Source organism: Aequorivita sp. CRS11 (assembly GCF_059693805.1).
In genome coordinates this window covers 213,066-227,854 of record NZ_JCATIG010000005.1, presented here as the reverse complement: position 1 = coordinate 227,854, position 14,789 = coordinate 213,066, and the positions used below count along the sequence as shown (strand labels likewise).

Genomic DNA, 14,789 nt, shown 5'->3' with positions numbered 1-14,789 from the left:
GAAGTATTATTCAATTATGGCACCTAAAAACCGGAGATTTTCTTTTGTCCTTCAACTGTTCTTCCTTTTTACATATTTTCTTGGATTTTCACAGGAGAAAAACTCTACCGTAAAGAAAATTCAAACCCTTATTGAACAGGATTCCTTGATACGGGCACGTGCGGAAGTAGTTGAAAATATTGCTTTCTATAAAGCCGAAAAGAACTATGACAGTTTGTATTCTTATATTCAGTTTGAAGGAAGTTTTAAATTGAACAGCGGCAACAAAAAACTCGCCGTAAAAAAAGCCGAAAATCTTACAGAAGAAATAAAAAAGTACGCCAGTCCACATTATGTGGTTGAAGCAATAACCGAACTGGGCTGGATATATGATGATGCCGGGAAGCACAAAGAGGCATATAAACTTCTTAAAACTGCAATTCCCTTTGCCCAAAAAAACACAGAACTCAATAACACCGATCTGGCAGGCCTTGAATATCGTCAAGGCTTTTACGCAGCAAAACTGGGCGATTTCCCCTTGGCAAAATCACATTACCTCAAAGCATTAAAACTGTTGCTAAAAACGGGGCAGAAGGACTATGTTTTTTTCAACCAAATTTACAATGCTCTTGGTGGAATGATGTGGCAGGAAGCAAAACTGGACAGCGCCAAATATTATTTTCAGGAAGCCGTAAATGTTCTCGAAAAAACAGACGAAACCGATATAATGAATCGGTATTATCGTCCCGCATTAGTAAAGATGAACCTTGCCGTGCTGTGGAATGCCTTGGGAAAAAATCAAGAAGCCATCGCCATTTCAGAAGAATCAATCGCCGGATTTCAGGAATATATTAATCGCTCCACAGATGAGGCGCGAACCTACAAGGCCAAGAGCCATCAATGCGTGGTAATAGACAATATGGCTGCATTTTACAACACCTTGGGAGAACATTCACGCGCACAGGAATTAATTGAGTATTCTTTTGAACAAAAGAAAAAACTTTTTGAGGAAAACGATATTAATATCATCATTTCAAACATCATTCTTGCGGAAGCAAAAACAGCCAGCCGTGATTTTGAAGGTGCCGCAGAAAATGCCGATACCGCTTTACAGCTTTTAAAAAGTAGCGGCAGTGCAGATTTGTATTGGGAAGCGGCCGCCCTCTCCACCCGGGCCACTATTTATGAACACGAGGAAGATGTAGAAAACGCAGCCCTTTTTTATGAGAAAGCAAGAATAGTCTATCAAAAAACGATGGGCACTACCTATACAAAGGATTTTTTAGACAATATTTTGGAGTATTCCCTATTTGCCGCCAAAAACGGAAAAAAGGAAAAAGCCCTTGCCTTGGCCAATGAAACTTATAATTTCACACACAACGGTGATTTCAAAAACACCATTCAGGAATTCTACCACATCATAAATCTAGCGCAGGTACATTATCTTTTAAAGGATTATATTGAAGCGGTAAAATATAGTAATGAAGCACTTGGCTTCAACATTTTGGGTGATGGAAGAAAAATAAGCACTACAGATTCCATTCTTAGCCAGTACAGAAAACCCCAAGCCTTATTGATAAATGCTGCTTCAAAATACTATTTGGCAGAAAACAGAAATCCTTTTCTTTTAAAAGAACTTTTGCAGCAAATTGAAGAAGGAATATCAATTCTAGACCAACGCAAAAAAATAATTACCAACCACGAAGATGTAACACTTCTACTAACAGAAAATGAGGAACTTCTAAATTTCGCTGAAAAGTTACGACTGGAACTCTTTGAAACCACCAAAGACCCACAATATTTAGACAAGCTTATTGCCCTTCATGAATCCAGTATATACAACCGCATACGCTCACGGTTAAACCTAAGGGACAATGTACGTTTTCAACACATTCCACCACAGGTATTAGAGCGCGAAAACATCTTAAAAAACAAAATGAGGTCTTCCTTAAATGATTCTGAAAACAGCAGTCTATCCTCCTTTTTTGAAGCTTCGGAAAACTGGGAACACTTTCTGGATTCGCTCAAGCATCATTTCCCCAAATATTATAAAATGCGTTACGCCACTTTGGAGGAATCCTTGAAGGATCTTCAACAAAAAATCCCTGAAAACACAACGGTTGTACGCTATATTTTTATCGAAAATAAATTGTACGCCTTTGTGGTTTCTCGCTCAATAAAAAAAATGATGCGTTTAAATTACTCTTCGGTCAAAAACCACATTTCAACAATAAAAAATGATGAATTTTCCGTTGAAAAAACCAGACCGCTACTCTATGAACTCTATAGGGCGCTTTGGTTTCCTCTAGAAAAATATGTGCTTAGTCCAAAAGTAGTACTTGTACCGGACAGGGAACTGTTCAATCTAAGCTTTGAAACGCTTACTCCCAAACCGATAAAGAATTTTCAGGAAATGGCCACAAACAGTCTTTTGGCAAAATATGATATTTCATACAATTTCAGTTTGTTGCTCTATAAGGACAAAGGCAACGTAGCTGATTACTCTTCAGATTTTATCGCCTTTGCCCCAGGTTTCAACAAAAAGATGATGGATGAATACCAATTGGGCATTAAGGATTCAGTAAAACTGGACAAAACATATCTTACCCTTTTGCCGCAACCTTTTAGTGAGGAATTGGTAAAACAGTATTCCAAAATTTTCAACGGCCGTTATTTTGTGAATGAAAATGCAAGCAAGGATTTATTTATCAACCAAGCAAAGGAGCACAAAATAATTCACATAGGCACCCACGCAGAAAGCAATAACCTAAGCCCAGAATTAAGCCGACTTATATTTGCAAAAAAGGTTGAAGACAAAGAAAATTATGATGAAAACTCATTGTATTCCTATGAAATTTACAATATAGACCTTTCTTCAAACCTGGCCATTCTCACGGCCTGTGAAACCGGGAAACCCACTTATCAAGCAGGTGAAGGAATGATTTCATTGGCACATGCCTTTAATTATGCAGGAAGTGAAAGCATATTGACCAGTCTATGGGAAATTGATGAAGAATCGAGCGCTAAAATTGTAAAGCTATTTTATGATAATCTTTCCAAAGGAATGCCAAAAGATGAAGCCTTGCGCCAAGCAAAATTAAGTTATATTGAAACTGCCGAAGGCCGTACTGCCGCCCCTCAATATTGGGCAGGACTCGTTCTTATTGGCGATACCGCCCCAATAGATTTAAAAGCTCGCGTTGCTTGGTGGTGGTATTTGGCGGCTGGAATTGTAGCCCTCATACTTGTTTTGCTGCTAATAGGCAATAAAAAGGGAGAAACGAATTAGACCAGGATATTGGTAGCTCCCAAACCAACCTCATCTTCAATAAACTCACCATTTTTACAATACTGCAAAAGTTCCTTCTTAATGAAATGCAAAACGTTATCTTTTTCCAGCTTTGGATAAAGTACGTGCACATTGGCACCAGCATCCAGTGTAAAGCAAACCTTGCTACCCGTTTCATCCCGAAACTTCCAAATACGATTGATTATTTCTAAAGTATTCGGTTTCATCAATATGAAATAAGGCATAGAGGTCATCATCATTGCGTGCAATGACAAAGCCTCGCTTTCCACTATTTTAATAAATTCTGAAAGGTCTCCGTTTTTAAAAACCGGACGTAACTTTAAAAGATTTTCTTTTGCTTGCCTGAAGCGTTGTTCCGCAAAAGGATGGTCCAGCATCAAGTCGTGGCCTAAGGTGCTACTCACCTGTTTTTCGCCTTTATCCACTAAAAGAATTGTGTCCTGATAATCATTAAAATTTTGATGGACATCAAAAGGATATTTTATTCCAAAGCAATTGTTGCTGCCGTTAATTTCTGCATGTTCACCCCATACAATCAAAGGCCCCTCTACACTTCGGCAAGCACTGCCTGAGCCCAAACGTGCAAGAAAGGAAGCTTTTTCATTAAAATAATCAGTGGTAATGGCTGGCTGCATCTGTCTTTCCATATCCATTAAGCAAAGTGCCAAAGCACTCATCCCGCTGGCCGAAGATGCAATACCGCTACTGTGCGGAAAACTATTTGTTGTTTCAATTTTAAATTTGAAGTCTTTCAAGAACGGCAAATACACTTCTACCCTTTCAAAAAACTTTTGAATCTTCGGTTCAAAGGAAACTTCTCTTTTTCCATCGAGAAACACCTCAAATTCAAACCCTTCGGACTGTTTCTTTTCAAATGAAAGACAGGTCTGGGTATTGCTGTTTTGTAAGGTAAAACTAACGGATGGGTTCATCGGCATCTGTTCCCCATACTTTCCCCAATATTTCACCAATGCAATATTGCTAGGCGATTGCCAGCTAACTTTTCCTGATGATAATGCTTGGGTATAGTTACAAACAATAAATTTGTGTTGCGGCATAGTGATAGGGATAGATTACAAAAATAGAATTCTTTTTTGGTTTAAAACGATGACATAAGCAAAAGCTTTCGATGTGAATATACAAATGCTAAAGAAGGATCAACCACTTTAAGGATTATAAAACAATGATCTTTCAATAGCTTGTAAGGTTGAAAGCAACCGGAATGCCTTCTGAAATATGGAGGCATTTTTTTATCCTGAACAAAGCGAAGAAATCATTTCTATGATCGAAATATTTTTGCTAGCATCCGCTTTCCTTCTTCCCTCTTTCCTGATGACATTTCCCCAACCCTTCCGATATATCCATAGTAATCCTTAACAACCAAAAAAATGAAAACTTCAATTACACTTTTAGCATTACTTTTCTGCATCTTTGAATCTTATCCACAGGATCCAGCCATTATTTGGCAAAAAACTATTGGTGGGAGCGACACCGATTTTTCAACAGTATTTCAAGCCACCACAGATGGCGGCTACATACTTGGCGGCTATTCCACCAGCAACATTTCTGGTGAAAAAACCGAAAATAGCAACGGCCAGATTGATATTTGGATTGTAAAAGTTGACGATTCCGGAAATATTCAATGGCAAAACACCATCGGCGGCAGCGGCGACGACTTTCTTATTTCACTTCAACAAACAACTGATGGCGGCTATATTGTAGGCGCAGGATCAGACTCAAATATCTCTGGCGACAAAACCGAAAACTCCCGCGGAGGTTTGGATTATTGGTTATTAAGATTGGATGCTTCGGGCAATATCACTTGGCAAAAAACCTATGGCGGCAACCAACCAGAATTTGATACCTATATAGTAGAAACCGCAGATGGCGGCTATTTCGTGGGTGGTTATTCGGATAGTGATGTAAATGGGGATAAAACTGACCCTACCAACGGACAGCGCGACTTCTGGGCATTAAAACTGGATAGCAGCGGCAACCTAGTATGGCAGAACAGCATAGGTGGCAGTTTGGTTGATCGTCCACAAGCAGCGTTTCAAACCACTGATGGAGGTTTTATAATCGGAGGTTTTTCAAACTCCCCAAGCTCGGGCGATAAAACCGAAAACACTCGGGGCGGTAATGACTACTGGATTGTAAAACTAGACGCCAGCGGAACCTTGCAATGGAACCGCACCTTTGGCGGAAATGACAGTGATGTGTTTCGTGATATGATACAACTGGCAGATGGCGGATATCTTGTTGGCGGATATTCCAAATCAAATATTTCTGGAGACAAGACCGAAAACTCACAGGGCGATTATGATGCCTGGATCTTAAAACTGGACAGTAGCGGAAACATGCTTTGGCAAAACACTATCGGCGGCAGCGGCATTGATTACCCGCGCGATGTAATGCAACTGTCCGATGGCACCTTTATGGTTGCCTGCTGGAGTAGCAGCAACATAAGTGGCGATAAAACCCAAAACAGCAACGGCGGCTATGATTATTGGCTCTTAAAACTTAATTCCGCTGGCGGAATTATCTCCCAAAACTCCATCGGTGGTTCTGCCGATGAGAGCGGCTCTTACATTCTCCCCACTAATGATGGTAATTTTGCCATGTTCTGCTCTTCAGACTCAAACATCTCTGGCGACAAAAGTGAAAACAGCAGAGGCCTAGACGATTATTGGATATTTAAAACCACCCCAGCAATTCTTGGCGTTTCAAAAAATACTTTCGCTTCCTCCATCAGCGCCTACCCAAACCCTTCAAACGGTAAGTTCACCATAAACCTGGGGCAAAGATATTCAGAAACCAATGTCACCATAACCAATGTACTCGGGCAGCAAGTTTCTATTTCCAACTATACCAACACCCAAACCCTGGTTGTGGAAATCAATGCCGCGGCGGGACTCTATTTCGCAACCTTGAAAACTAACGATGGGAATCAAGCTACCCTAAAGATAGTCAAACAATAATTTTTTTAATCAATAATTAGTCAAATAAGAAAGCCCCAACTACAAGGGGCTTTCTTCATTCCTCTTTTTTCCATCATATTAACCTTCCGCTATTTAAAAAAGCATAAAAATTCCTATCTTCACAAAAGTTTAAAAACACAATAAATCAATTCATTAAAAAATATACTTATGAAAAATGCAATCATGCTATTCGTTCTCGCCCTTTTTGCCACTTCGGTACACAGCCAGTCGCTTACCCAAAAAGACCTCACCGGCACTTGGCTCGTGACGAATATTGAAAATAGCAGTAGCAACTTAAAAATGGCCACTGCAATGAAGAACGCCGTTATAAATCTTTATGCCGACAACAGTTTTGAAATAAAGGAAAAACAAGATGATGGAACCTATTCATATAAATCCACCACAAACAAAAATGCCACCTGGAGCTACAACCAAAGCACCCAAACCATAAGCACCACCCGCACAAAAATGACGCTTAAAGTTTCACAAAGCGGAAGCAAAACTTATTTTACAGATGCTGATAGCGGCCTTAAGTTTGAGGTCACTAAACCCATTTAGAAATAAATTCTGACTTTTTATATAAACCCCATTGCAAAATCCGTCAGGATGGTGCCTTGGGGTTTTTACATCCCACAACCTACCACTGTGACACTGAGTAGCTTCTCCAGAGTGGAGTCCAAGTGCACAACCCAAAGTGAAAAAGACTAAATTTTAATAGAAGAAACTTGAAACCAGCACACAGAAACCATAAATTTGCACCCGCTATAAAAAAGTTAGGAGCACCTTTTGAATAAGTATATTTTTTTTCTGTGGTTCGTTTTGTGCTGTATCCGGCTCGTCCCCGCACAAAACATTCAGGTAGATGCCACCACCTACACCCCCCAACAACTCGTTGAGGACGTCCTTATAGACAGCGGCTGCATCAGCAATGTACAGATTACCTCCACCACAAGCGGCGACTTCCCCGATGGCGATAAGAGCTTTGGTTATTTCAGCGCCAACGGCAGCAATTTCCCTTTTGAAAAAGGCATTGTAATGAGCACCGGCAAGCTACAAAACGTCCCCGGCCCCAATACAACCCTCAGTGATGACGATGCCCCCAATTGGCCCGGCGATACAGACCTGGAAGCTGCCCTCAATATCTCAAACACCACCAATGCTACAATCATCGAGTTCGATTTTGTCCCGAATGCAGACAATATACAGTTCCGCTACCTCTTCGCTTCCGAAGAATACCAACAAGGCGACCCCAACACCTGCATTTATAGCGATGCCTTCGCCTTTTTAATCAAGCCACTCGGCGGAAATTACACAAACATTGCCCTCGTTCCCGGCACAAACACCCCCGTACTCGTCACCACCGTCCATTCCGGCATCCCCGGAGCCTGTCCGCCCATAAACGAAACCTATTTTGAAGGCTGGAACGGCCCAAACGTGCCGATTAATTTCAACGGACAAACAAAGGTTCTCATCGCAGAAACTCCAGTAACTGTAAATCAAGCCTATCACATAAAACTTGTAATCGCAGATGAAGCCAATTACCGTTACGACTCCGCAGTTTTTTTGGAAGGCGGGAGTTTTAATATTGCAGCCAACCTAGGCCCAGACCGAAGCTTCGTAACAAACAACCCCCTTTGCGAAAACGAAACCTACATCCTCGATGCTACCCCACAAGGAACCTCTCCCTTAGGCTATAAGTGGTTCAAAGATGGCATAATCATCTCCGGCGAAACCACCGCTCAACTTATCGTTACCGCACCTGGCATTTACAAAGTGGAAGTAGACTATGGCAATTCCTGCATCGCAACCGATGAAGTCTTGATCGAGTACACAAGTCCGGTCAACGTCCAAAATACCGAATTATACCAGTGTGAACCCCTCGCAAACGGCCTAGCCACCTTCAATCTTTTTGATGCAGAAGAAATAATCATCAATGGAAATCCGTTACTTCGCGTATATTCCTTCCACAAAAGCTTTACAAATGCCCAAAACAATGTAGATGCCATAAGAAACCCCGATAGATATACTAACACCCAGCCAAATGAAATAGTCTATGCCCGCGTAGTTTCAGAATATGGTTGCATAGGCGTGGCCGAAGTAACATTGAAAACCACCACAAACACTGTTTCAGATCTCTTTTTGGTGAATTGCTCTACAACTGGCACCCCGGGATTTGCAAATTTCAACTTTTCTGAAATCACTTTAGAATTGCAAGCGCTCTTCGGAAATAGTCCGGAAGTAACCTACCACCTTTCCTACAGCCAAGCCATTTCACAAACCAATCCGCTACCAAACCCATTCACCAATACCCAAGCAAACTCCCAAACAATCTATGCTCGAGTCAGTGGCGACCGCGGTTGTCTTGGTACTGCAAAAATTAACCTGAGCGTAGTCAACACCCCAGAGTTTGAAGGGGAGGAAACGTACACCTATTGCCTAAACACATACCCCAGTACCATCACAATTTACTCAGGGTTGATAGGAACCATTTCAGATGCAACTTTTCTCTGGTCCAATGGCGAAACTTCTCCCTCCATTGAAGTTAACGAACCGGGCAACTATACTCTCACTGTCACTCGAAGTAAAACCATTAATAATGAGGAGTATTCTTGCACCAGTACGCGTACGTTTACTGTAATTCCTTCCGAAACTGCTCAGGTCACTTACGAACTTACGGGAAATATTGGCAATCCCATCCTAACAGTAATCGCAGAAGGCACGGGCAATTATAGCTACTCGTTGGACAACGGCCCTTATCAGCAAAGTGCCGTCTTTGAAAATCTCAGTCCCGGTGATCATCTTCTTAAAGTTAAAGATAAAAACGGTTGTGGTATCTCAACTATCACGATATATATATTGGGTTTCCCAAACTTTTTTACCCCCAACGGTGACGGTTATCACGACATTTGGCAAATTGCCGGACAAGATCCCGACAATCCCCAATTGCAGCGAATAGAGATTTACGACCGGTTCAGCAAGTTACTTTATGTGCTGAACCAAAGCAGCAACAGTTGGAATGGCTCCTATAATGGTACTCCAATGCCCTCATCAGATTATTGGTTCAAAGCAATTTTTAAAAACGGAATGACTTATCGTGGCCATTTCACCTTAAAACGATAGTACATTTTCACAATTTCTTAGTTTAGCCTGTAACAAACTGATTCAAATTGCGTTATATAAACTCATCAATCTAAAAAACCTATGTTACAACGCTTTTTCATTTTCTGCTCCGGCGCAGATACCGCCATCCTTGACGAATGTTCGCCCGGCGAACGCACCAAATATGCCGGCATTGGCGCTACCGTTTTCTTTACCGCCGTTATGGCAACCATTGCCGCCGCCTATGCCCTCTACACAGTTTTTGATAGTTACTACTCCGCAATATTCTTCGGAATTATTTGGGGATTCTTGATTTTCAACCTCGATAGATTTATCGTTTCCACCATCAAAAAAAGAAACAACTTCTTTGATGAATTGATACAGGCTTCACCCCGAATTGCCTTGGCAATAATCATTGCCATCGTAATTTCAAAACCCTTGGAAATGAAGATTTTTGAAAAGGAAATCAACCAAGTTTTGCTTACCGAGAAAAACGAAATGACCCTCGCCAACAAAGACCAATTGGCACTTCAGTACACACCTTCCGTAAATGCTTTGGAAGCAGAAATTGCAGGTCTAAAAAAGGAAATAACCGAGAAGGAAGCCGAAGTAAACGCCCTGTACAACACCTACATCGCCGAAGCTGAAGGCACTGCCGGCACCCAAAAATTGGGCAAAGGTCCCGTTTATAAGGAAAAACGCGAAAAACACGACACCGAGCTTGCAACCCTGACCGAACTAAAGAAAACAAACGCTGAAAAAATAGCCGCCGCCGAAGCACAAATAGCAACCCTCGCCACCGAATACCAAACCAAGGTCGCAGATACCCAACCCGTAATTGACGGCTTTGATGGTCTGATGGCACGCGTAAATGCATTGAACAAACTTCCGCTATTGCCGTCCCTATTTATCTTTTTGCTCTTCCTCGCAATAGAAACTTCGCCCATTTTGGCAAAACTGCTGTCCCCAAAAGGCGCTTATGATTTAAAGTTGGAAGAACAGGAAAGTGCATTAAAGTCGTGGGTAACCCAACAAAAAGCGCAACGCGACGTACTTGTAACTACAGACCGCGACATCAATAACAGAGTGTACGCAGACATAGCCGAAGAGCAGGAACTCTACGATTACAAACGCAAAAAAGCCCGCGAATTGATGCAAATGCAGGCCGATGCGTTTTATAAGAAGCAGAAAAGCGTGCTTTAAATAATGAAATACGAAATTAGAAGTGTGAAAATTTAAATCGTACTTCTAATTTCATACTTCTTATCTTTTTTTGGTAATATTGTTTGTCCAATAGCCGCAACAATACTATGCACAAAACCACGACTGAAGAAGCTTCGCAAATCGCACAAGAATATTATAGTATTTCAGCCAAAGCATCCAAACTTGATGGCTACGTTGACGAAAATTTTATACTAAAAACAAGTTCGGGTGAAAAATTTCTTCTGAAAATTTCCTCAGAAGAAAATAGCGAGCACCTGGATTTCCAAATTGAAATACTAAAACATCTTTCAACAAAAAGTTTAGATATATCCCTTTCTGAAGTTGTTCCAAATAAAGAAGGAAACCTGCTCACTTCCATTCAAAATAATAAAACCGCAAGAGTATTGACCTGGCTTCCCGGCAGGCTTTGGGCAACGGTAAAGCCAAAAACCGAAAGTCTGCGAAACAACCTGGGCGAAGCCGCCGGAAGTTTGACAAAAGCATTGCAGGATTTTGAACATCCCGCTGCACACAGAAACTTGGACTGGGATTTGGCAAATTCCGCTTGGACTTCAAAGCATAGCCATCGTTTTTCGGGTCAGCAAAAAGAAATGCTTCAATACTTTCAAACCCGTTTTGAAGAAATTCAACCAACTTTTAAAAATCTTCCGAAGAGCATTGTCCACAATGATTTAAACGATTTCAATATTTTGGTTTCCGAAGATTTAAGCAACCCAAAAGTTTCGGGTTTGATTGACTTTGGTGATGCAGTTTACACCCAAATAATTAACGATCTCGCCATTGTTTTGGCATACGCAATTATGGATCTCCCCGATCCGCTTTCCGCAGCTTTGGAGGTGATTGAAGGTTACAACACACAGTACAACCTTTCAGAAAAGGAATTGGAATGTCTGTACATTTTAGTCGGAATGCGCCTTGTTACGACCGTTACAAATGCTTCGCTTAAAAAAGAGGAATTTCCCGACGATGATTATTTCGGAATCAGCGAAAAACCAGCGTGGGGTTTATTGGAAAAATGGTTTATAGTGAATGAAAACTTTGCCTATTATTCCTTCAGAAATGCTTGTGGATACGCATCCCATCCGTTGGAAAAGAAGTTTGAAAATTGGGCAAAAAACAATCAAGTTTCTTTAAAAACAATGTTTCCAACCGTTGCTTCTGAAAGAGTAGTTAATCTCGACATGAGCGTGGGCAGCACTTTACTCGGAAACCTCTCGGAATACAACGATCCCGAAGTTTCTGAATTCAAACTGAAACAATTTCAGAAATATCACCCCAAAACCATTTTACTGAACGGCTATTTGGAAACACGTCCGTTTTATACCACTGAAGCTTTTAAAAGTGAGGGTAACGACGGCCCACAATACCGTACCGTACATTTGGGAACCGATTTCTGGGTTCCTGCTGAAACGCCCGTACACGCTCCGTTTGATGGAATTGTAAAAATAATACACCACAACAATTACGATAAGGATTACGGCCCGATGCTCATTCTGGAACACACTTTTGAAAGTGGGAAATTTTATTCCCTTTATGGGCATTTAACCCTTACTTCGCTTAAAATATTAAAGGTTGGACAGAGCGTAAAACAGGGTGACCTCATCGCCTATATTGGTGCGCCAAATGAAAATGGCAATTGGGCGCCGCATCTTCACTTCCAGCTTATTTTGGATCTATTGGGAAATAATGAAAACTTCAATGGCGTTGCCTTGCCTTCAAGAGTTGGAGTTTGGAAAAGTATCTGCCCGAACCCGAATTTAATTTTTAAGGAGGAATTGGATACTTCGGAAAAAATGATTTCAGAAGAAAATATAATCAATTTCAGAAAAGACCATCTTGGCAAAGGTTTGAGTCTTTCCTATGACAAGCCGTTGCACATCGTGCGTGGCGAAGGAGTTTACTTGATCGATATTGAAGGCAGAAAATATCTTGACACCGTAAATAATGTAAACCACGTAGGCCATCAGCACCCAAAAGTAGTTGCCGCGGGTCAAAAACAGATGGCGGTTTTAAATACGAACACACGTTATTTGCACGAAGAAATTATTGCCTATGCAGAAGCTTTGCTGAAAAAATTGCCGCCACATCTATCTGTAATCCATTTTGTGAATTCAGGCAGTGAAGCCAACGAGCTTGCATTGCGAATGGCAAAAACCGTTACGGGTAATAAAGATGTTTTGGCGATAGAAGTGGGGTATCATGGCAATACAAACGCCGTTATGGACGTAAGTTCCTATAAATTTGAAGGAAAAGGCGGCTTCCCGAAACCTGAAAACACGCACATTTTACCTTTGCCAGATTCCTTCCGCGGAAAATATATTTCTGAAAATTGCGGAATTGATTACGCAATTCACGCAAAGGAAATTATTCAAAAATTAAAAGCTGAAGGCAAGGGAATTGCTGGTTTTATAGGCGAAAGTATGATAAGCTGTGGCGGACAGATTGTGCCGCCAAACAATTATTTTAAGGAAATTTACAAATTCGTTCACGAAGCTGGAGGCATCTGTATTGCGGACGAAGTGCAAACAGGTTTTGGAAGGATGGGGAAAACTTTTTGGGCTTTTGAGCTTTACGACGTTCAGCCAGATATTGTAACGATGGGCAAACCTGCCGGAAATGGCCATCCGCTTGCCGTGGTTGCCTGCACAAAAGAAGTAGCCGAAAAATTCAATACGGGAATGGAGTATTTCAACACCTTTGGCGGCAATCCTGTTTCTTGCGCCATTGGCCGCAGTGTTTTGGAAGTTATCGAAGAAGAAAATCTGCAGCAAAATGCGTTGGAGGTTGGAGGCTTTTTAATTGCTGAATTGAAAACCCTTCAAAAGCAATTTCCAATCATTGGCGATGTACGTGGCGAAGGTTTATTTTTAGGGTTTGAATTAAATGATTCAGAAAAAAATCCATTGCCGGAGCATGCTTCCTATTTGGCAAATAGAATGAAAAAATTGGGAATTTTGATGAGCATAGACGGACCGGACCACAACGTTCTAAAAATAAAACCGCCTATGGTTTTCAGCAAGAAAAATGCAGAGGAACTTATCTATAGGTTGAATATGGTTTTTGGAGATGATTTTATGAAGCGCTTTTAGAAAACAACTCTCTGTATACTTCAGCAACAATCATTCGTTTTTCTTAATCAAATACGCATAGGGTTCCATGCCCTTGGTATGTTCAAAAATAACTTTTAAAACCCCAATAATTGGTAGGGCAATAATGGCGCCCACCATTCCTCAAAGCATGGAAAATAATATGATTCCGAATACGGTAATAAAAGGGTTTAAATTGGTTTCATCACCAATAATCCAAGGTGTCAAAACATAATTTTCAAGAAGTTGTGCTGCCGAAATCACACCAATCACAATCAAAGCGGGAGTGGTACCTGCGTAAAGATAGGAAAGGATCACGGCAATGCCCCCACCAATAATATTTCCCACATAAGGAATAATGGAGAAAAGAGCTGCAAATATCGCCAAAAACAACGCATACGGCACCGAACCGAAACGAAAGCCCAAGTAATATATTACAAAAAGAAAAACCATAATCTTACCTTTTCCTAAAAGATAGTTGCTAATAATTTTTGATGAGTCCGTCAAAATGGAACCCATAGCGGAAGGGTTTGAGGATAGTTTTTTAAAAAACCCGACAAACATTTTTTTCTGCATCAATAACAACACCACATACACAAAAATAATAAGTGATTGTGAAAGCAGATTCATCACACTCGACAAAAACGCACTCGCAAAGCTTTCGGCTCGTTGCACCAAACGTTTGTTGTTTTCTATGTAGTTTTCATAATCCCAGTTTAACTGTTCGTTAGCCCACTGGGAAAGACTGTTCAGTTTTTCACTTGCCTTATCCTTAATGGTAGGCCAATCGCTCGCAATATTATTTATTTGCGAACCAATAAGCCACGACAGTAAAAAAAACACGATAATCATAAGAAGCAACGACAAGATTATGGTCAGCCAATTGGGGAGTCCCCATTGTTTGAATTTTTTTGTGGGCTTGTCAAGCAGCGCAGCTATTATAGCAGCTACAAGCAGCGGCAAAACAAGGCTTTCCCCTATATAGCAAAGCGCCAAAATACCTCCTACAATTAATAGAGTCTTTATTAAATAACTTCCCGAAATGTCAATTTTGGAATTCGTCAAAAGTAGTTTTTGAATTAGTTGTATGTTGGTTTCACATAGTAATGTAAG

General features: G+C 40.9%; 8 protein-coding genes. 6 read left to right on the top strand and 2 right to left on the bottom strand.

The window, feature by feature from the left end; all coding sequences use genetic code 11:
- Positions 1-16: 16 nt before the first annotated feature.
- On the top strand, positions 17-3,268 hold the full coding sequence (locus AC58DT_RS11870) for a CHAT domain-containing protein (protein ID WP_497217035.1): 3,252 nt from the start codon (positions 17-19) through the stop codon (positions 3,266-3,268).
- On the opposite strand, the gene AC58DT_RS11865 is transcribed toward AC58DT_RS11870, so the two are convergent.
- Complete coding sequence (locus tag AC58DT_RS11865; protein WP_497217034.1) at positions 3,265-4,347, bottom strand: diphosphomevalonate decarboxylase; 1,083 nt, start codon at positions 4,345-4,347, stop codon at positions 3,265-3,267. The two genes, AC58DT_RS11870 and AC58DT_RS11865, sit on opposite strands and share 4 nt — an antisense overlap.
- A 330-nt stretch (positions 4,348-4,677) precedes the next feature.
- On the opposite strand from AC58DT_RS11865, the gene AC58DT_RS11860 reads away from it, so the two are divergent.
- From AC58DT_RS11860 to AC58DT_RS11840, 5 genes are all read left to right on the top strand, one after another.
- Complete coding sequence (locus AC58DT_RS11860) at positions 4,678-6,267, top strand: T9SS type A sorting domain-containing protein (RefSeq protein WP_497217033.1); 1,590 nt, start codon at positions 4,678-4,680, stop codon at positions 6,265-6,267.
- 168 nt (positions 6,268-6,435) lie between these two features.
- Positions 6,436-6,825: a hypothetical protein gene (locus AC58DT_RS11855; protein ID WP_497217032.1), complete on the top strand. Its 390-nt coding sequence runs from the start codon at positions 6,436-6,438 to the stop codon at positions 6,823-6,825.
- A 228-nt stretch (positions 6,826-7,053) separates the two neighbouring features.
- Positions 7,054-9,387 (top strand): T9SS type B sorting domain-containing protein, encoded by a 2,334-nt coding sequence (locus tag AC58DT_RS11850; protein ID WP_497217031.1) that lies wholly within the window; start codon positions 7,054-7,056, stop codon positions 9,385-9,387.
- Positions 9,388-9,468: 81 nt separating this feature from the next.
- Positions 9,469-10,569 (top strand): DUF4407 domain-containing protein, encoded by a 1,101-nt coding sequence (locus AC58DT_RS11845; RefSeq protein WP_497217030.1) that lies wholly within the window; start codon positions 9,469-9,471, stop codon positions 10,567-10,569.
- A 107-nt stretch (positions 10,570-10,676) separates the two neighbouring features.
- Entirely contained in the window at positions 10,677-13,679 is a 3,003-nt protein-coding gene (locus tag AC58DT_RS11840; protein WP_497217029.1) for an aminotransferase class III-fold pyridoxal phosphate-dependent enzyme, read from the top strand.
- 141 nt (positions 13,680-13,820) lie between these two features.
- On the opposite strand, the gene AC58DT_RS11835 is transcribed toward AC58DT_RS11840, so the two are convergent.
- On the bottom strand, positions 13,821-14,741 hold the full coding sequence (locus tag AC58DT_RS11835; RefSeq protein WP_497217028.1) for an AI-2E family transporter: 921 nt from the start codon (positions 14,739-14,741) through the stop codon (positions 13,821-13,823).
- Positions 14,742-14,789: the final 48 nt, after the last annotated feature.